The organism is Cytobacillus sp. Bva_UNVM-123, assembly GCF_046351715.2.
Lineage (GTDB): Bacteria > Bacillota > Bacilli > Bacillales > Cytobacillaceae > Cytobacillus.
In genome coordinates this window covers 5,088,403-5,106,425 of the sequence record NZ_CM177772.1, presented here as the reverse complement: position 1 = coordinate 5,106,425, position 18,023 = coordinate 5,088,403, and the positions used below count along the sequence as shown (strand labels likewise).

Below are 18,023 nucleotides of genomic sequence, written 5' to 3'. Positions count from 1 at the left end.
AAAAAAATGAGTCTAACAGTTTTATTGATTATGGTGCTTGCGTTCATTCCTCAAATGAACTTGGAAGCTCCAATTGTTCAGGCAACAGAAGAAGGTAAGCCACTTGTTCAGGAATTGAACCAGCTGTTAAACAATGATCCTGATTTATTGGGGGCACTTGCTGGAGTGAGTGTTCGATCAGCCGAAACGGGTGAACTGCTATATGAACATATTGGTGATATTCGCTTGAAACCTGCCTCGAACATGAAGCTATTTACAGCAGCTGCAGCGATGTCAACGTTAGGGGGAAATTATCGTTTTACGACCGATATTTTGACAGATGGTTCTGTAAAAGGAAAAATGCTGCAAGGAAATCTCTTTTTAAAAGGGAAGGGAGATCCAACACTCCTGAAAACGGACTTTGACCATTTTGCTAAAAAGCTAAAGGATTTAGGCATTAATCACATTCAAGGTGATGTAATCGCTGATGATACTTGGTATGACAATATCCGCCTTTCTACAGATTTATCTTGGAGTAATGAATCGTATTACTATGGTGCACAAGTTTCAGCATTAACCGCTTCCCCGAATGAAGATTATGATGCCGGAACCGTCATCGTGAATGTCGATCCTGGGAAAAGCACGGGGCAGGTGCCACTAGTCACATTAGAGCCAAAAACCGATTATGTAAAAATCGTAAATAAAGCAAAAACCGTTGCAAAAGACGGGAAAAGAGATATTCAGATTGAGCGCCAGCACGGTACAAATACAATTGTAATTGAAGGAACCATTCCTTTGGAAGCGAGCAGAGCAAGAGAATGGATGTCAGTTTGGGAACCATCCGGCTATGCGCTTGACTTATTTAAACAATCACTACTTGAACAAGGAATTAAGCTGAATGGGAAAACGAGAACGGCAGCCGCACCTGAAAAAGCGAAGGTATTAATTACTCATCAATCACAGCCATTATCTGAATTACTTGTTCCATTTATGAAACTAAGCAATAACGGTCATGCCGAAACACTTGTTAAGGAGATGGGGAAAGCCAAAAAAGGAGAAGGAAGCTGGGATAAGGGGATAGAAGTAATGGAAGCAGAGTTAAGCAAACTTGGTGTTAATACGAAGACACTTGTCCTAAGAGATGGCTCCGGCATGTCCCATGTCAGTTTAATACCAGCAAATGAAATGACAAATCTATTGTTTGTTATACAAGGTAAAGAATGGTTCTCAACGTATTTGCATTCATTGCCAGTTGCAGGAGCAGCTGATCGAATGGTAGGTGGAACTCTCCGCAATCGGCTAAAAGACACTGCGGCAGAGGGCAAGGTAATCGCGAAGACGGGATCCATCTCTACAGTTAGCTCATTATCTGGATATGTCGATACGAAGGGCGGAGAAAAACTTATATTTTCGGTTGTCCTTAATAATTTGTTGGACGGTTCTAAAGGGAGAGAAATTGAAGATAAAATTGCGGTTATCTTAGCTGAGCAATAAGCACATTTAATGATACTTAGCTTTCATTTCTAAGGAAGACTCTATTTAAAAGAATAGTTGCTTCCCGAAACGAAGGAGGGCGTCAAATATTAGGAAAGGGTCTCGCTGTTTGCTTCCCGAAACGAAGGTGGCAGTCAACTATCGGGAAAAGGTCTTGCTGTTTGATTCCCGAAACGAAGGAGGGCGTCAACTATCGGGAAAGGGTCTCGCTGTTTGCTTCCCGAAACGAAGGAGGGCGTCAACTATCGGGAAAGGGTCTCGCTGTTTGATTCCCGAAACGAAGGTGGCAGTCAACTATCGGGAAAGGGTCTTGCTGTTTGATTCCCGAAACGAAGGAGGGCGTCAACTATCGGGAAAGGGTCTTGCTGTTTGATTCCCGAAACGAAGGAGGGCGTCAACTATCGGGAAAGGGTCTTGCTGTTTGCTTCCCGAAACGAAGGAGGGCGTCAACTATCGGGAAAGGGTCTTGCTGTTTGCTTCCCGAAACGAAAGAGGAAGCCGATTATCGGGAAAGGGTCTCGCTGTTTGCTTCCCGAAACGAAGGAGGCAGTCAACTATCGGGAAAGGGTCTTGCTGTTTGCTTCCCGAAACAAAGGAGGCAGCCAAATATCGGGAAAAGGTCTCGCTGTTTGCTTCCCGAAACGAAGGAGGGCGTCAACTATCGGGAAAAGGTCTTGCTGTTTGATTCCCGAAACGAAGGAGGGCGTCAACTATCGGGAAAAGGTCTCGCTGTTTGATTCCCGAAACAAAGAAGGCAGCTAATTATCGGGAAAAGGTCCCCCCGTTTGTGTTATGTTACTAAATAAAAGTTCAATAACATATATTGAAAGGCTCTCGAACATATGAGAGCCTTTTTCCTGTTTAATTAGAATTTAAAATGTGAAACACAAAATTTAATGGAGCGCTTTATATAGACTGAGACGATGATTAATAGGGAAGAAACGATAAGAGATAAAGGGATACTTAGAGCAACAGGGAGTTCCATTCCGTTCCAAATGCTCATTTCAATTTGCTCAAAACCAATCGTTCGTAAGAGGCCGGCAAGGATTGAGATGATGGCGCTTAAAATGAGACCGACATATAGGACAGATAGAACAGGGATTGAAAGTGATATGAAAAAGGCGAGAATTATCTTTTTTATTTTCTTCATTTCACTTCACACCGTATGATTTTTTGAACTTTTGCATTTGGAGAGATTGTATAGTCCTCTTTATAATAAAGTGTTTGAATAACGCAATCGTTTCCAATTATGATGACGTCTCCCTCAACGATCTCTGCATTTGTATATGAAAGCTCCAAGCGTTTTCCTTTAATACTATGGCAAATTAGTTTTTTCTTTAAGAAGGAAATGGTTTTTCTATCCTTTCCGATGTGTACTTCATCTGTATAAAGTTTTTCTATTTTGCTTTCACCTGCCAATTTTAACTGCAAGTGCTTGGCATGTAGCTTTTTTGCATGTATGACGCCGTTTATCTCTATGTGTTCCGCCTGTAGAGTTTCTTCAATCGTAAGTTTTCCTGAACTAATAATGTTCTGTGCTTGCCCAGACCTCATTTTTAAATTCCCAGCACTCCTGATCTCCTTTACTTCACAATGGCCTTTCATCAGACACGATCCTGAGGCATTTAAACGATTTGCTTTCACATGAGAATGAAATGTACTATGCCCGTGAGAGGAAATAATTAGGAGAGATACGTCTTTGTGTATGGCAACAGAACCACGTATGTTTAATTGATCATATTCTGTTGCTAATTCTTTCATATGTCCGCTCGTTAACGTTAACTTGCGCAGCGTCTGACTCTGTTTATTTATCAAAATAAACACCACCTTACTTTAATGAATATATATTTTAACGACTAAAATATATATTTATTAAAGTATAAACAGTATAGCTTTGTCAACAATAAAAAAAGGATTCCTAAATGGAATCCTAAAAAATGGTACTCATTAACTTATTTACATCAATTAATACCTTTGCTATTTCGGCTAATTTTTCATGGGAAAATTTTAAAAATATTTTATTAACTTTTTCCTCGCCATTATTTGTCAGCATCATGTTGACGACGCGGCGATCTTCACTTTCTCTTACACGCTGCATTAAATCCAATTTTTCTAATTTGTCGCACATTGATGTAACAGCCCCAGGGGTCACACTGAAAAAATCAGCAATTTCTGTCGCTTTCATCCCACCATTTATTTTCAGCTGGAGGAGAAGAATAAGCTGGTTTTGTGAAAGTGATTCTCCTTCAGAGAGCAAATTTACGAACATCTTAGACTTTTGTTGGATTTCAAGCATTTCCTTCATTATTACTTCGACATTATGTATTTGATTCTCTTTTGACATGTTATCACAGCCTATTATAATATTTACTCATTAAAATATATAGTAAGTTTAACATATAGAACATGAGTTTATCCTCTAATTTTATTTCGGAGAACAGAATGCCTTTATTTAGTTGTAAAGGAATGTATGCTTTCTATTAATGCTCACTCAGAAGAATCTATTTTAAAGTATAATAATGGGGAAGAAAATCAACTTAAATAACGAAGATTTAATTATGGTTATATAAAGTAATCAACTTTTTACTTAAGGAGGTTCTAATATGAGTTTGTATAGATTAGATTATCAATCACCAATTGGGGTGATAGAAATTGTAGGTACAGATGAGGCAATCTGTTCTATCCTGTTTTCTGATCAGGATAAAATCGTCAATCGTATTCAAGATGATTTGCCAAAGGTTTTACTAGATTGCTTTAATGAACTTGATGAGTACTTTAAAGGAACTCGTAATCAATTTACAATTCCATATAATTTGGAGGGGACAGCGTTTCAAAAGTCTGTTTGGAATGCATTAACAAAGATTCAATACGGCCAAACAGGATCTTATAAGGATATTGCTTTATCGATTAAGAATGAAAAGGCTGTAAGAGCAGTCGGTAGTGCGAATGGGAAAAATAAATTAAGCATTGTTATTCCTTGTCACCGAATTATAGGGGCAAATGGAAAATTAACGGGTTATGCTGGCGGTTTGTGGAGAAAAGAATGGCTTCTTCAGCATGAACAAGCTTTCATAACTAATTAGATGAACAATAAAACTAAAACATATTAAACTGTGTTTTAGTTTTATTGTCATTTCTATTAACTTAATACATGTAAATAAATCCATGGTAAGAGCCAAAAGGTGAGGATACCAGCTAATACCATACATATACTTGAAACAGCGCCTGCCATGCTGCCTAATTCTAATGCTTTTGACGTTCCAGCTCCATGTGAGCTAGTGCCTAATAATACGCCTTTTGTAATGTCATTTTTAAATTGAAAAAGGCGTATTATCCAAGGGCCGAGTACCATTCCGATAATACCAGTCATAATGACAAAAACAGCTGTAATCGTACGTATGCCACCAATTTTATCTGAAACTTCCATCGCTATCGGCGTTGTAATGGAAAATGGGATTATACTTGCAAGTAAGTCTTGATTTAAATGCACAAGCTTTGCTAAGAAAAACGAAACGAAAATAGCGATTATGGACCCGAGCAATACACTTGCAAAAATTTCACGGAAATATTTTTTTAGTACCGGATAATAGCGATACAGTGGAATCGCCAATGCGACGGTTGCAGGTTGTAAAATGATCGTAAGCCACTTAGCCCCTTGATTATATGTTTCATAGTTTATATTAAAAAGTATTAAGATGAGTATGATGACGAGAGGTGCGATAAGTAATGGTGACAGATACACCTTTTTCGTTTTTTGGTAACACCATTTAGCTCCCCAATAAGTACTAACGGTGAGAATGAAACAAAGTAGTGTCAGCATTTTCTACTTTTGACTCCTTTCGTGCTGTCATTTTTTCAGCTACTAAACCAGAGCAAATCATGACGACAGAAGAGCTGACGATAAGGATAAAGATAATTTTTAAACCGTTGTCCAATAGTAGCTCTCGATAATGAATCATTCCAACGGCAGATGGAATAAAAAATAGAAGCAGTTCAGTAACTAACCAGCTTCCTCCAACTTCAATCCACTTCAATTTAACGATTTTTGTCTGTAAAAGAATAAACAAAACGATAAACCCTATTATACTTCCTGGTATTTGAAGATGAAGGAATCCTGATAATTTTCCCATTACATAAGTGAAACCACATAATAGGAGAATTTGAGTACATCCGATTAATAATTTCTTCATGCTGTTCACCTTTCTAAGTTGTTTTCCTTTCTAAGTGTACTGCTGAAAATGGGATAGGTAAAATAAAAAATCTGGATGCCAGCCATTCAAATTTTGTATGCAAGAAGGGTAAATAAATAGGCAAGATCATTTGAAGCAGAAGAATGTGTATTCTAATTGATAGTTTATGAGATAATAAGAAGCACAGAGGATTGATGGAAATTTTGAGAAAAGGGGCAAGGTGTGGTTCAATACAGAGCCACACCTTTAAAAAATGCACCGACTGACCACTAACTCCTGCCAGAAAGTCTTGACCGGAAATATTTCTATATTGTAGAGCTGGAAATCTCAATTATTTTTTTGTTGGAGGGAAGGGGGGTCAGTTACTTCTTCTTATCTGTTTAAGATGATCGTATTATTTGTGAAAAAGGCATGTAGATAGTGAGAGCTAATTCGCCGTCCTTTTCTTCGTAAACTTCAATGATTAACTCATCTTGCTTATGCCGATAGCCATTTTCCAAAATCCATTGATCCAATTTTGTGTAAAATTCACCCATTCGATTTCCATCGAAGATCGTTTCGAGCACCGCATATTCACCCGCTAAATGTAGAGCTTCCATATCATCGGGGATGTTCTTATTTTCTTCCTTTACAATTACTCCTGTATAGAAATAACCCGTATCGTGATGACGATCTTTTTTAGGCTCGTACACAATGACTCTTTTCGTTGTTACATTTGATAATTCATTTTCACGTCTCTGCATTTGTTGAACTTTATCAGGGATGATGGTAGGATACTCAGCAAAATTGGCCGTATGCTTTATTCCGATTATTTGAAAATCAACTTTTTCTAATTTCATTCTTTATCATCCTCCTTAAAATTCCATAATGACTCTACTGTTTTTTAACAGGAATGAACAGATCGATTTCATTTTCTGGATCAAAAGGTTTATATCGTTCATCCCATAACTCGGCATCATACCCAATTGGAAAGTAGCCATTGTCCATTAACCATTTGCCGTATAGGTAATCATATGTTTTGTGCAAATCTGCTTCGAGCCCTCGATGTGTATACTTTACATATAAATTCTCCTCTAGCGTATGGAGGATTGCTCCTTCTGGGATATTACTTGAATCAGATACTTCAAAACCAATAATTTGTGTGAATTTATCTACATTAGCATTGAAATTTTCTTTCATAGGGTATATTTGCACTAAATAAATGTGATCTCCGCTTTTATTTATAAATTGATCTGCGTTTTCTTGTAATTTTAATAGTGTTTTCTTACCTAGTCCTTCTTTTTCAATTTCTTGAAGATTTGCCTCAAAGTGATAGCCCATTACTTGAAATGAATTCAACTTTATAACTTTGGGTTCCAATGTTTACATCTCCTTTTTTCCTTTATTAAATAATCTCCCACTGCTTTTTGGTGATATTGCCTGGTGTAGTTAAGGGGGCTTATGATAGAACAATATTTCTATCCAATAGGTATGTTCGCCATTTGTCTAGTTTTTCCTTTTGATTTATCAGAAAATTAAAATTTATAAGGGGTTGCTGCTAGTTTCGTCGAATAAAAAAAGAAAGCAGCTAGATTAGTCTAGCTACTTCTCCATTCGACGTTTATTTTGTTTCTCTGTGTAATGTGTGCTTTTTTAGGCGAGGGGAGTATTTCATAAGCTCAATACGTTCGGGATTATTTCTTTTATTCTTAGTTGTAATATAATTGCGATCGCCTGTTTCTGTGCAGGCTAAAGTGATGTTTACTCTCATTATTTGACTCCTTTCATGACAATTTTTGTTAGGTGGGTCTTACAGGGTATTAATCTGCAGAGAACGGTGGGAGCGGATCCATGAATGTACTCCAGTCCATTTGCATTTCTTCATCTGTTAATAAACAGGCATCTAATGAATGTTCAATCTCCTCTCGGTTCATATCGATACCAATGAAAACTAGCTCATTCATGCGATCTCCAACAGTTTCATCCCAATTTTCCAAGAGCTCTGGTTCTTCTTGTAAAATTTGTTCTCTTTCCTCTTCAGGATAAGCAGCCAACCATTCCCCGGCACCTTGCAATATAATAGATGGTCCAGCTTGAGAGATTAATCCAGTCATGTCATTTCGAGTGGCAAGCCAAAAAAATCCTTTCGCACGAACAATGTCAGCTGGCCAATCATCAAGCCAGTTTGTCCATCGTTCCGGATGGAAAGGTCTTCTTCTTCGATAGACAAAAGAAGAAATCCCATACTCTTCTGTTTCTGGTATATGTTCTTCTGTTAATTCTTTTATCCATCCAGCCCCTTGGCTTGCATCTTCAAAATCAAATAAATGGGTATTTAAGATTTCATTAAGTGCTACTTGTCCATATGAGCTTTCAATCAATTTTGCATCTGGATTTAGCCTTTGCAAAACGGCTTTAAGTTCTTGAATGCTTTCTTCATCCACTAAATCAATTTTGTTCAAAATGATGACATTCGCAAATTCAATTTGATCAATTAATAAGTCCACCACTTCGCGGGTATCCATCTCATCTGTTGCTTGCTTTCTATCAAGCAGGCTCTCACCTGAAGCAAAATCATGCCAGAAACGATTCGCATCAACGACTGTGACCATCGTGTCTAGTCTGCAAAAATCAGATAAGTTTATTCCAAGGACATCATCGGCATATGTAAAGGTTTGAGCGACAGGAATAGGTTCTGAAATGCCAGTTGATTCAATTAAGATGTAATCAATATCTCCTGCCTGCACAAGCCTTTGTACTTCAATAATTAAGTCCTCTCTTAATGTACAGCAAATGCAGCCGTTTTGAAGCTCAACTAATTTCTCTTCCGTCCGAGAGAAGCCGCCTTGTTTAATCATAGATGCATCAATATTGACCTCGCTCATATCATTGACAATCACTGCAATTTTTTTATTCTCACGATTTGATAATACATGATTTAGTAATGTTGTTTTTCCTGAGCCTAAGTATCCACTTAAAACGGTAACGGGTAATTTGGTTAACATGTATTCACCTCAATTCATTAAACGTAATCATTACGATTTAAAAAGTATACTACGATACAAATAAGATGAATTTATATCGAAACTTTATTAGGAGGTATTAATTCGTTTAAGTTAAGTACATTTGATATAAAACGTAATGATTACGATTTATATTGTAGTACATTTTTTTTTAGAAAGCAAGAGAGGGTGTTTAATCAGTAAGTGTTCTGAAGGATAGTGAGTTCGAGCTACACTTGTTAAGTTTAGAAGTACGTGGATAGTTGCTAATCGTAATTTTAGTCGAATAAAAGTTTTTTCACCTACAAAGATACATTAAAATGGGCGACTGAATTTCAGTCGCCTAAAAAGAATTGTTAAAATATAAAAATAATGACTTATAATGAGCCAAGTGAACCTAATGAAGCAACGCCTATCCAAAATAATAATTTTAATCCAATCGAAACAGCACCTAAAATAATGGACGCAATAGACATCCCTCTTTTTACTGTGCTCTTCATTCCAATCGCACCAAAAATGATTGCTAATATTCCTAGAATATAAGGAATGAAAGGAATTAGATTTAATACAACACCAATTATACCTAAAACTAATCCAGCAACCGCTAATCCATTACCTTCTGCTTTTTGTACGATTACTGTTTGAGTTTGTTCATTATTCATTTTATTCACCCCTTTCCAAATTTGGTAGTTATATATATTTATAGGATATATTTACCACTATATTATAATTTAGAATTATTATTGGATTCTGTCAACAATTTTCGGGGTATTTTGACATATTATACATACAATTAATATTTTTAATGGGAGCGAAATAATAATGTTTTTTTAAAGGGATTTTCTGGTTGAACGTTCCCAATGTATTTGGTAAGATAAAGGAAATAAAATGGCTATGTGTGACTGGCGAAAACGGATAACCGTAAGGGAGCACATAGTGTCGTTGAGCCGATCGCCTGGGCAGAGGTAAGGGAATGATCCCTTGCCTCTTTATGCTATAAGGAGGAGATTTCACTTACCAAAAACTAAATATTGTAAATGCGACGATTGTTATGGGTGACACTATAGCAGGAGCAGCTTCTGGAGAGGGTGCAGAGATCTGCAGCGCCGAAGGGTTCAAAATCTCAGGCAAAAGGACAGAAGAATAACAAATACCATGTTCATTTGTTATTTTTGACGTCTGAAGGGATTGGAGACCACCAATCTCTTTTTTTATTAGATTATTAAAATTCATGGATAATAAAGAGGAGAAAATAACATGAACACAACGACTTTAAATAAAATAAAAACAATTAAAACGTTAAACAATATTGCAGAAAGCGGGTTAAATGTTTTCGGTAAGAATGATTATACACTCGATCATGAGAGCGATAACCCTGATGCGATCGTTGTTCGCAGCTTTAACATGCATGCAATGGAATTAGGTACTCAATTAAAGGCGATAGCACGGGCAGGAGTGGGTGTTAATAATATTCCAGTCGATACATGCACAGAAAGAGGAATAGTGGTTTTCAATACGCCTGGTGCCAATGCAAATGCAGTAAAGGAGCTTGTTTTAACTTCCTTAATGGCCTCATCTCGTAATCTTTTTGCTGGAGTAAGCTGGGTAAGGTCATTAGAAGGGGAAGGAGCCGAAATTTCTAAGCTCGTGGAAGCAGGGAAAAAACAATTTGTCGGAAAAGAAATTAAGGGAAAAACATTAGGTGTAATTGGTCTAGGTGCGATCGGTGCACTCGTCGCAAATGATGCGCTTGATTTAGATATGGAGGTAATTGGGTTTGACCCATTTATATCAGTTGATACAGCATGGAATTTATCCCGCAACATCCAGCGGGCAATGACGATCGATCAACTGTTTGCTAGAGCTGATTATATTACTGTACATGTACCGCTAACAGATGACACGAGGGGAATGTTTAATGCTGATGCCTTTAGTATTATGAAGCCTGACACTTATATTTTGAATTTTTCTCGCGGTGAGCTTGTCAATGAAGAGGATATGGCGAAGGCCCTTGAAAATGGGAAAATTGGCAAGTATATTACAGACTTCCCAAATGACACTGTATTGAAAATGAAAAATGTTGTTCCAATCCCACATCTTGGTGCGTCTACCGTAGAATCTGAGGAGAACTGTGCTATTATGGCAAGTCGTCAAGTGAAGGAATTTTTGGAAACTGGAAATATAAAAAACTCAGTGAACTTTCCTAACGCCTCTTTACCTTATACAGGAAAGTGTCGAATCACTGCTTTTCATCAAAACATACCAAATATGGTCGGCAAGATTACACTAGCTATCTCCAACTACCATTTAAATATTGCAGACATGATTAATAGGAGTCGAGGAGACTATGCTTATACGATTATTGATTTAGATGAAAAAATAAACGGCGATGTTATTCCTAGTTTAATGGAGAAAATCAATGACACTGAAGGCATGGTAACTGTACGGATTATTTAAAATTTATTTTTTTAGTTAAATCAATCCCCCACTCATTTCAAAGTAGCAAAATGGGTGGGGGATTTTTTGTGGGAAGGGCAAACCAGAGCAGGAAAGCAGTACGTCGATCAACTTAAACATTTCAATTTTTGGCGGCATCGATTATTCGTCTTTACTTTTTCCAACTAATAAGGTGACTTGTGCCAAAAAATTTATCCCTTGACAAATAGAAAGGAGGGCGTTACGATTGCGTGGAGAATTAAATAACCTCGTTAGGTGAGGCTCCTATGCAAACATAGGCCACTGCCCAGAAATATCGAAAGATGCCCATGGGTAGAACAGGAATTGCCGGATTAAGGCTTTTCATAATGTGGCTAAGAGTGAATGGATCACTCTTTACGGTGTATAGTGCTAAAACTCGACTAGGGGGAAATGTGAAAATACGAGTGCTTTTTTGTGTGCGTTCATTTAGACCCTCTAGGTATCCTGGAGGGTCTTTTAATTTTTTCTCAAGAAAGGAGGGGGTTAGGATGGATAGTCCCAGTATAACCGATTGTGATAGTAATTTTGTAAAACTTAAATCTGTTTCAATCAAGCAGATGAGGAGGACATTTCGATGTTTAAAATTTATCAAAGCGATGACAAAGGGCTGCTTCAAGAACAGTCTGAGATCTATCAGGGCTGCTGGATACATCTCACTGAACCATCAGAAGAAGAGATACAGTATATCGCAAGCCGCCATGGAATACCGGATGACTTTATCCGCGACTCCCTTGATTCTGATGAACGCTCCCGTATTAAAAAGAATGAAAATGGTTTAATGCTTATTATCAATGTACCGTTAGAAGTAGAAATTGGTGGAACTGAACCATTCCGTACAGTTCCAATCGGTATCATTCAAACGAACAATGTAATTGTTTCCATATGTCGGATTAATCATCCAATTTTACAGGAATTTAGTAAGCAATTTGTAAAGCCGATTTTTACAAATAGGAAAACATATTTAACTTTACAGATATTGCTTGTATCTGCGCATTATTATTTACATTCGTTAGATGATCTTAATCAAAAAATCATCGAAGCGGAAAAGAAGATACAAAAATCTATAAATAATCGTGAAGTGTATACTCTATTCAATATAAAAAAGAGTCTTGTTTTTTTTACAAAGGCACTTAAAGTCAATCGTATGATGATGCAGAAGCTTTCAAGAATGATAAATTTCGAAATGGATGAAGAAGTGGAAAAGCTAATGCAAGCTGCCATTATCGAAATGCAGCAAGCTCTTGATACATCTGAAATCTACAACGAAAATTTAGGGAATATGATGGATGCCTATTCGGCTGCGATTGAAATTAACTTAAGTGCTGTCGTGAAGGTATTAACAGCTTTAACAGTTATTTTTACGTTCCCGTTAGTAATAGCAAGTATATATGGGATGAACATCCCGTTGCCAGAACAGAATGGGGAGTACATCCTTGCCGTTCTTATGTCATTCTCAGCAATAATCATTTTAGCGACGGGCTGGATATTTTACAAAAAACGTCTATTTTAGACGGGGAAGCGAGGAAAACAAATGCTTACAATTTTTCAAAGTGGTCAATCTAACCGATTACAAACGGTATCCCATTTTGCCCATAATACGATACTCTATCTCGTAGACCCGACAGATGTCGAGATTTCTATAGTTTCGAATAAACTTAATATTCCAAAGGCCTTCTTCCATGAATCATTAGACATTCATGAAAGACCAAGGATTGAAAAAACCAATTCATCATCGCTTATCATTCTAAATGCCCCCATTGCGATGGATGAAGAACGGTTGTATGAAGCTGTGCCTTATCGAACACTGCCATTTGGAATCATTCATGTGGAAAATCATTTAGTGATTGTCGCTAAAGAAGACATTCCATTAATAAACGATGTAATTTCAGGGAAGCATGATTCTTTTCAAACCCATATGAAGACACGGGCGACATTATTGCTCTTTGAGGCAGTTGCACAGTCGTATCTCAATTTTCTCAAAACGATAACGGCACAAATCAGCCGCTTACAGGAAGAATTGAAAAAATCACATAATAATCGCGAGTTATTTGGATTGATTCACATTAATAAAAGTCTCGTTTACTTTTCAACATCTTTGCGTGCTATGCGCAATGTTTTTCGGCATCTTTCTAAAGGGAAAACTATTAATCTATTTGAGGAAGATGCGCAAATGCTTCACAGTGCATTAGTTGATCTTGAACAAGCTGCGGAAGTGACGGAAATGCGCAGCCTCAGTTTAAGTGGTTTGATGGATGCGTACGCTTGTATAATTCATAATAATCTCAACGGTGTTTTGAAAATCCTAACGACGCTTACAATCGTACTAATGATCCCGACAATGATTGCAAGTATTTTCTCAATGAACGTCCCCTTGCCTTATGAACAAGAACCATTCATGTTTATAGTAGTGATGGGGTTAATGGCTGCAATCAGTGGGGGTCTTATCTATGTATTTTATAAAACAAAATTTTTGCGATTTTAATAGACTGATGGCAGTAAACAAGAAAGGATGTGTGTTAACATGCTCGTTATTTATAAAAGTACATTAGAAGGAAAAATGGAGATGCAAGCAAATATTACTCATAACAGTTGGCTTCATCTTGTTAAGCCAACAGCAAATGAAATTGACTATGTAGTTGAAGAGCTTGCCATCCCAAGGGATTTTATAATTGATTCACTTGATCATGAAGAACGGCCGCGTATTGAGCAACGCGATGGGGCGATCATGATGGTCATTCATATCCCTTTTGATCGTGAAGATATTGAGAGTTCTCGTCAAGACGTGAAATATCGGACAATTCCCATGGGCATTATTCATACGAAAGATCATATGCTAACCATTTGCGGTGAAGAAGTACCTTTTTTGGTGGATTTTTTTAACAGCGAGATGAATGATTCCGCTACGCATATGAAAACGCGAAATACGTTAAATATATTAAATACAACTGCTCGTGCTTACATTCATTCTTCGGCAACGATTGAGCGTGAGATCGGATGGGCAGAGGCGGAGCTTGCTAAGTCATATCGTAATCGTGAGATGTATACACTTCTTAACTTGAATGAAAGTCTCATCTATATGGTAACCTCTTTGAAACAGATGAAATTTACGATGAAAAAAATCTTGCACGGGGACTATATTAAACGATATGAAGCGGATGCAGATGTTTTAGACGATGTACTTATCGAGTTAGAGCAAGCATATGAAGTAACGGAAATCAACCAGGCCAATTTAAATAATGTTATGGATGCATATGGAAATATGATCCAAAATAACGTAAACCAGGTACTTAAATTACTTGCGGCATTTACGATCATTTTGTCAGTACCAATGCTAATTGCTAGTATTTACGGGATGAATGTACCGATTCCATTCCAAGATAAGCCAAACGCATTTTTATTCGTAATTGTCGTTACGGTCGCTCTAATGGGTCTGTCTACTTTTGTTTTTTTCAAAAAACAATATTTTGCCCGATCATTTTTATAGACAGAGAAATAAAAGGGGGATTTCCACAAATGAAAATTCCCCTTTTTTTCTTAAAGTTCATTTATTTCGTATAGTTATCGAAATACCCTTGAATAAAGATAATCGGTGTTCCTTTATCACCACTACCAGAAGTTAAATCAGATAGCGAACCGATAAGGTCAGTAAGCTTTCTTGGTGTTGTTCCTTGTGCTTCCATCGAGCCGACAAGATCTGCTTCTTTATTATTAATAAATTCAGCAATCGCTTGTTTAAGCTCTTCACCTTTTAAGTTGGCAAAATTATTATCAGCAAGATATTTTAATTTTACTTCATTCGGCGTACCGTCAAGACCTGATGTGTAAGCAGGTGATACAACAGGGTCAGCAAGCTCCCAAATCTTACCGACAGGGTCTTTAAATGCGCCGTCTCCATAAACCATAACCTCAACATTTTTACCTGTTTTGTCTTTAAGCATTTGCTGAATTTTATCAACGATTGGCTGGCAATTGCGTGGGAAAAGCTTCACACTATCTTCAGTTGCTTTATTAGAACCGAGTAGCCCATATGCTTCATTACAGCCGCTTCCATCAATCGATTCTGCTAAAATATTATCAAGGCTATAAATTTTTTCGCCGCCATTTGCTTTTAAAATTCGCTTCGTTCTAAATCTCGTATGAATATCGCATGTAAGTACATTTTTCGTGTAGTCTAGAATCGTTTTTGGATTATTGGAGAAAATAACCTCACATTCAACCCCATATTCTTCTACTAACGATTTATAATAATCGATATAATCAACACCCGTAAAAGTATGCTTATTATAGCCAAAAAGATCGCGGAATTGTTTTTCTGATAGTACATCTGTCCAAGGATTAACGCCTTTTTCATCAAGCTCATCAATATCGACTAAGTGGTTGCCTACTTCGTCTGATGGATAGCTAAGCATAAGAACAATTTTCTTAGCTCCTTTTGCAATCCCACGAAGGCAGATAGCAAATCGATTTCGGCTTAAAATCGGGAAAATGACGCCAATTGTCTCATCGCCGAATTTTGCTTTGACATCTTGAGCAATATGATCAATTGTCGCATAATTTCCTTGCGCACGTGCAACAATCGATTCTGTTACAGTAACGATATCTTTATCATGAATATGAAAGCCCTCAACTTCAGATGCCTTTAACACACTATCAACTACGATTTCTTCAATATTGTCACCTTGATTGATAATTGGGCAACGAAGACCTCTAACAACAGTTCCAACGACTCTTTCCAATATAATCGCTCCTTAAACTAATCAAGTTAATTTTGATCACTACTTGTACTATACCTCGATTTAATGATATAAGTAAAATTAATATATCTAATGGTGGATATAAGAGGTGTTTATATGGTTAGCAAATTAGATTTATATAAAATTTTTTGTGTAGTGGGGAAAAATAAAAGCTTTTCCAAAGCAGCGAAAGAGCTGTATATGACACAGCCTGCTGTCAGTCAAGCAATCATGCAATTGGAAAAAGAATTAGATACGCGCCTATTTAATCGGACACCAAAAGGGGTGTCTCTAACAGATGAAGGTCATCTTCTTTTTGAATATGCCCAATCAGCTATTAAATTAATAGATGTTGGGGAAGAAAAGATTTTAGAATTTAAGAATTTAACAGCAGGAGAATTAAAGATTGGTGTAGGAGATACGATTTCCCGACATTATTTATTACCCTATTTAGAAATTTTCCATAATCGATATCCGAATATTAAGTTTAAGATTGAAAATGGAACAACCTTCGAGCTCTGTGCTCTTTTGAAGTCTGGGGAGGTCGATATTGCTATTTGCAACCTTCCAATCGAAGATTCCACGTTAGAAGTAAGACCTTGCTTTACTATACAAGATACATTTGTGTATGGTGATAAGTTTAGAAAGGTTTTAGCGAAACCGATAAAGCTGCAAAAGCTCGTTAAACTTCCATTAATCTTCTTTGAGCCGAAATCAAATTCTCGGAAATATGTGGAGGATTATTTTTTATCGAAAGGGATTCAAATTTCACCCGAATTTGAATTAGGCTCTCATGATTTATTATTGGAATTTGCGAGAATTAATTTAGGGATCGCCTGTGTGACGAGAGAATTCTCACTCGATTATTTGAATAAAGGACTATTGTATGAAGCAAAGCTGATCGAAGAAATACCGAAGAGAAGTATAGGTGTCTGTTTTTTAAAAAGCGTACCCTTGTCACAGGCTTCAATGAAATTCGTTGAGATTATTGGAAATAATAAATAACCACGATTGATGTTTTATTAAATGTATTTATCTTAAAAAGAGCTGCTTGCTAAACGTCTAATTCTAAACAAGATGAATTAGACGTTTATTTTAAGCAGCTCATTGTAATCAATCAATCTTAATATACTTTGTCTCCATTAAAGATTGAGTTTTTAACGATGACATAATCGACATTACGGATGGATTCTAATTTTCTGCCACCAGCATAGGAAATGGAAGATTGGAGATCTTGCTCCATTTCAATTAACGTATCTTTTAACGAACCTTTGAATTCGACAAACATTTTTTTGCCTTCGACATTTTTCTTTTCGCCCTTTTGAAACTCTGATGCTGAGCCGAAATATTCTTTGTACAGCTTGCCGTCTTTTTCAATCGTTTCGCCTGGAGACTCTTCGTGTCCGGCAAATAAAGAGCCGATCATAACCATAGACGCACCGAAGCGCACGGATTTCGCGATATCACCATGAGTGCGAATGCCTCCATCAGCAATAATTGGCTTGCTTGCTGCTCTTGCACACCAACGTAGAGCAGCTAATTGCCAGCCACCAGTTCCGAAACCTGTTTTAATCTTTGTAATACATACTTTACCTGGTCCAATTCCAACCTTTGTTGCATCGGCACCGGCATTTTCTAATTCTCGTACTGCTTCAGGAGTTCCTACATTTCCTGCGATCACAAAGCTATTAGGTACATGTGTTTTAATATGCTTAATCATCTCGATAACGGCATTGGAATGTCCGTGTGCAATATCGATTGTAATGTACTCTGGCGTTAGATTTTCTTTTGATAATTGTTCAATAAAGCTATATTCCTCACTCTTAACCCCAACACTAATCGAGGCGATTAATCCACGTGCATGCATATCTTTAATAAACGAGATTCGTTTCTCTGGCTCAAATCGGTGCATAATGTAGAAGTAGCCATTTTCCGCTAAATAAAGAGCAATTTTTTCATCTATAATTGTCTGCATATTTGCAGGAACAACTGGCAACTTAAATGTATGACCACCTAATGTTACACTTGTATCACATTCTGAACGACTAGTAACGATGCATTTTGCAGGAATTAATTGTATATCTTCATAATCAAATACGTTTTCCATAGATTCCACCCCTAAATACGAATATTGAAGTTTAACTAAATTAAAACGTTCGTACATTTGG

Annotated in this window: 19 protein-coding genes and 3 riboswitches; of the genes, 7 read left to right on the top strand and 12 right to left on the bottom strand. The window is 37.0% G+C overall.

Annotated features, from left to right (window positions below; genetic code table 11):
* Nucleotides 1–6: 6 nt before the first annotated feature.
* Nucleotides 7–1,473, top strand: coding sequence for a D-alanyl-D-alanine carboxypeptidase/D-alanyl-D-alanine endopeptidase (gene dacB, locus KDN24_RS25860; protein WP_409971130.1), 1,467 nt, complete (start codon nucleotides 7–9; stop codon nucleotides 1,471–1,473).
* An 865-nt stretch (nucleotides 1,474–2,338) separates the two neighbouring features.
* Here the strand turns inward: dacB and KDN24_RS25855 are convergent.
* The 3 genes from KDN24_RS25855 to KDN24_RS25845 all read right to left on the bottom strand — a co-directional run bounded on the left by KDN24_RS25855 (nucleotide 2,339) and on the right by KDN24_RS25845 (nucleotide 3,817).
* A complete protein-coding gene (locus KDN24_RS25855; protein WP_409971227.1) occupies nucleotides 2,339–2,623 on the bottom strand; it encodes a hypothetical protein in 285 nt (94 codons plus the stop codon).
* Entirely contained in the window at nucleotides 2,620–3,288 is a 669-nt protein-coding gene (locus KDN24_RS25850; RefSeq protein WP_409971226.1) for a hypothetical protein, read from the bottom strand. The genes KDN24_RS25855 and KDN24_RS25850 overlap by 4 nt, the downstream gene beginning before the upstream one ends.
* Before the next feature lie 115 nt (nucleotides 3,289–3,403).
* Nucleotides 3,404–3,817, bottom strand: a complete 414-nt coding sequence (locus tag KDN24_RS25845; RefSeq protein ID WP_409971225.1) for a MarR family winged helix-turn-helix transcriptional regulator — start codon at nucleotides 3,815–3,817, stop codon at nucleotides 3,404–3,406.
* 259 nt (nucleotides 3,818–4,076) lie between these two features.
* Between KDN24_RS25845 and KDN24_RS25840 the strand changes: the two genes are divergently transcribed.
* Nucleotides 4,077–4,556, top strand: coding sequence for a methylated-DNA--[protein]-cysteine S-methyltransferase (locus KDN24_RS25840; protein ID WP_409971224.1), 480 nt, complete (start codon nucleotides 4,077–4,079; stop codon nucleotides 4,554–4,556).
* A gap of 56 nt (nucleotides 4,557–4,612) precedes the next feature.
* Here the strand turns inward: KDN24_RS25840 and KDN24_RS25835 are convergent, their stop codons facing one another.
* From KDN24_RS25835 to KDN24_RS25805, 7 genes are all read right to left on the bottom strand, one after another.
* Nucleotides 4,613–5,293: a CidB/LrgB family autolysis modulator gene (locus KDN24_RS25835; protein WP_409971223.1), complete on the bottom strand. Its 681-nt coding sequence runs from the start codon at nucleotides 5,291–5,293 to the stop codon at nucleotides 4,613–4,615.
* Nucleotides 5,259–5,663: a CidA/LrgA family protein gene (locus KDN24_RS25830; RefSeq protein ID WP_409971222.1), complete on the bottom strand. Its 405-nt coding sequence runs from the start codon at nucleotides 5,661–5,663 to the stop codon at nucleotides 5,259–5,261. The genes KDN24_RS25835 and KDN24_RS25830 overlap by 35 nt, the downstream gene beginning before the upstream one ends.
* 380 nt (nucleotides 5,664–6,043) lie before the next feature.
* Nucleotides 6,044–6,502 carry a GyrI-like domain-containing protein gene (locus KDN24_RS25825; protein WP_409971221.1) on the bottom strand — a complete coding sequence of 153 codons (459 nt, stop codon included), beginning with the start codon at nucleotides 6,500–6,502 and terminating at the stop codon, nucleotides 6,044–6,046.
* Nucleotides 6,503–6,536: 34 nt separating this feature from the next.
* A complete protein-coding gene (locus KDN24_RS25820; RefSeq protein WP_409971220.1) occupies nucleotides 6,537–7,022 on the bottom strand; it encodes a GyrI-like domain-containing protein in 486 nt (161 codons plus the stop codon).
* A 241-nt stretch (nucleotides 7,023–7,263) separates the two neighbouring features.
* A complete protein-coding gene (rpmG, locus tag KDN24_RS25815; RefSeq protein WP_212925972.1) occupies nucleotides 7,264–7,413 on the bottom strand; it encodes a 50S ribosomal protein L33 in 150 nt (49 codons plus the stop codon).
* A gap of 49 nt (nucleotides 7,414–7,462) precedes the next feature.
* A complete protein-coding gene (locus tag KDN24_RS25810) occupies nucleotides 7,463–8,647 on the bottom strand; it encodes a GTP-binding protein (protein ID WP_409971219.1) in 1,185 nt (394 codons plus the stop codon).
* 374 nt (nucleotides 8,648–9,021) lie between these two features.
* Nucleotides 9,022–9,306, bottom strand: a complete 285-nt coding sequence (locus tag KDN24_RS25805) for a DUF4190 domain-containing protein (protein WP_409971218.1) — start codon at nucleotides 9,304–9,306, stop codon at nucleotides 9,022–9,024.
* A 226-nt stretch (nucleotides 9,307–9,532) separates the two neighbouring features.
* Nucleotides 9,533–9,612, top strand: a riboswitch (ZMP/ZTP riboswitch).
* A gap of 101 nt (nucleotides 9,613–9,713) precedes the next feature.
* Nucleotides 9,714–9,793, top strand: a riboswitch (glycine riboswitch).
* 108 nt (nucleotides 9,794–9,901) lie between these two features.
* Here KDN24_RS25805 and KDN24_RS25800 point away from each other — a divergent pair.
* The 4 genes from KDN24_RS25800 (at nucleotide 9,902) to KDN24_RS25785 (ending at nucleotide 14,606) form a co-directional block, all read left to right on the top strand.
* A complete protein-coding gene (locus KDN24_RS25800) occupies nucleotides 9,902–11,101 on the top strand; it encodes a phosphoglycerate dehydrogenase (RefSeq protein WP_409971217.1) in 1,200 nt (399 codons plus the stop codon).
* A gap of 240 nt (nucleotides 11,102–11,341) precedes the next feature.
* A riboswitch (M-box (ykoK) riboswitch) is annotated at nucleotides 11,342–11,516 on the top strand.
* Between the two features lie 180 nt (nucleotides 11,517–11,696).
* The gene (locus tag KDN24_RS25795; protein ID WP_409971216.1) at nucleotides 11,697–12,632 is read left to right on the top strand and encodes a magnesium transporter CorA family protein; all 936 of its coding nucleotides are present in this window, start codon (nucleotides 11,697–11,699) and stop codon (nucleotides 12,630–12,632) included.
* Between the two features lie 21 nt (nucleotides 12,633–12,653).
* Nucleotides 12,654–13,604 carry a magnesium transporter CorA family protein gene (locus KDN24_RS25790; RefSeq protein ID WP_409971215.1) on the top strand — a complete coding sequence of 317 codons (951 nt, stop codon included), beginning with the start codon at nucleotides 12,654–12,656 and terminating at the stop codon, nucleotides 13,602–13,604.
* Between the two features lie 39 nt (nucleotides 13,605–13,643).
* Nucleotides 13,644–14,606, top strand: coding sequence for a magnesium transporter CorA family protein (locus KDN24_RS25785; protein WP_491348234.1), 963 nt, complete (start codon nucleotides 13,644–13,646; stop codon nucleotides 14,604–14,606).
* Between the two features lie 61 nt (nucleotides 14,607–14,667).
* Here the strand turns inward: KDN24_RS25785 and KDN24_RS25780 are convergent, their stop codons facing one another.
* On the bottom strand, nucleotides 14,668–15,858 hold the full coding sequence (locus tag KDN24_RS25780) for a coenzyme F420-0:L-glutamate ligase (RefSeq protein WP_409971213.1): 1,191 nt from the start codon (nucleotides 15,856–15,858) through the stop codon (nucleotides 14,668–14,670).
* Between the two features lie 114 nt (nucleotides 15,859–15,972).
* On the opposite strand from KDN24_RS25780, the gene KDN24_RS25775 reads away from it, so the two are divergent.
* On the top strand, nucleotides 15,973–16,860 hold the full coding sequence (locus KDN24_RS25775) for a LysR family transcriptional regulator (RefSeq protein WP_409971212.1): 888 nt from the start codon (nucleotides 15,973–15,975) through the stop codon (nucleotides 16,858–16,860).
* 118 nt (nucleotides 16,861–16,978) lie between these two features.
* Here the strand turns inward: KDN24_RS25775 and guaC are convergent, their stop codons facing one another.
* The gene (gene guaC, locus KDN24_RS25770) at nucleotides 16,979–17,962 is read right to left on the bottom strand and encodes a GMP reductase (protein WP_409971211.1); all 984 of its coding nucleotides are present in this window, start codon (nucleotides 17,960–17,962) and stop codon (nucleotides 16,979–16,981) included.
* Nucleotides 17,963–18,023 lie beyond the last annotated feature (61 nt).

Coding starts and splice junctions, on each gene's coding strand:
- dacB (WP_409971130.1), top strand. CDS start 7: ATGAGTCTAACAGTTTTATTGATTATGGTGCTTGCGTTCATTCCTCAA.
- KDN24_RS25855 (WP_409971227.1), bottom strand. CDS start 2,623: ATGAAGAAAATAAAAAAGATAATTCTCGCCTTTTTCATATCACTTTCA.
- KDN24_RS25845 (WP_409971225.1), bottom strand. CDS start 3,817: ATGTCAAAAGAGAATCAAATACATAATGTCGAAGTAATAATGAAGGAA.
- KDN24_RS25840 (WP_409971224.1), top strand. CDS start 4,077: ATGAGTTTGTATAGATTAGATTATCAATCACCAATTGGGGTGATAGAA.
- KDN24_RS25835 (WP_409971223.1), bottom strand. CDS start 5,293: ATGCTGACACTACTTTGTTTCATTCTCACCGTTAGTACTTATTGGGGA.
- KDN24_RS25830 (WP_409971222.1), bottom strand. CDS start 5,663: ATGAAGAAATTATTAATCGGATGTACTCAAATTCTCCTATTATGTGGT.
- KDN24_RS25825 (WP_409971221.1), bottom strand. CDS start 6,502: ATGAAATTAGAAAAAGTTGATTTTCAAATAATCGGAATAAAGCATACG.
- rpmG (WP_212925972.1), bottom strand. CDS start 7,413: ATGAGAGTAAACATCACTTTAGCCTGCACAGAAACAGGCGATCGCAAT.
- KDN24_RS25810 (WP_409971219.1), bottom strand. CDS start 8,647: ATGTTAACCAAATTACCCGTTACCGTTTTAAGTGGATACTTAGGCTCA.
- KDN24_RS25805 (WP_409971218.1), bottom strand. CDS start 9,306: ATGAATAATGAACAAACTCAAACAGTAATCGTACAAAAAGCAGAAGGT.
- KDN24_RS25800 (WP_409971217.1), top strand. CDS start 9,902: ATGAACACAACGACTTTAAATAAAATAAAAACAATTAAAACGTTAAAC.
- KDN24_RS25795 (WP_409971216.1), top strand. CDS start 11,697: ATGTTTAAAATTTATCAAAGCGATGACAAAGGGCTGCTTCAAGAACAG.
- KDN24_RS25790 (WP_409971215.1), top strand. CDS start 12,654: ATGCTTACAATTTTTCAAAGTGGTCAATCTAACCGATTACAAACGGTA.
- KDN24_RS25785 (WP_491348234.1), top strand. CDS start 13,644: ATGCTCGTTATTTATAAAAGTACATTAGAAGGAAAAATGGAGATGCAA.
- KDN24_RS25775 (WP_409971212.1), top strand. CDS start 15,973: ATGGTTAGCAAATTAGATTTATATAAAATTTTTTGTGTAGTGGGGAAA.
- guaC (WP_409971211.1), bottom strand. CDS start 17,962: ATGGAAAACGTATTTGATTATGAAGATATACAATTAATTCCTGCAAAA.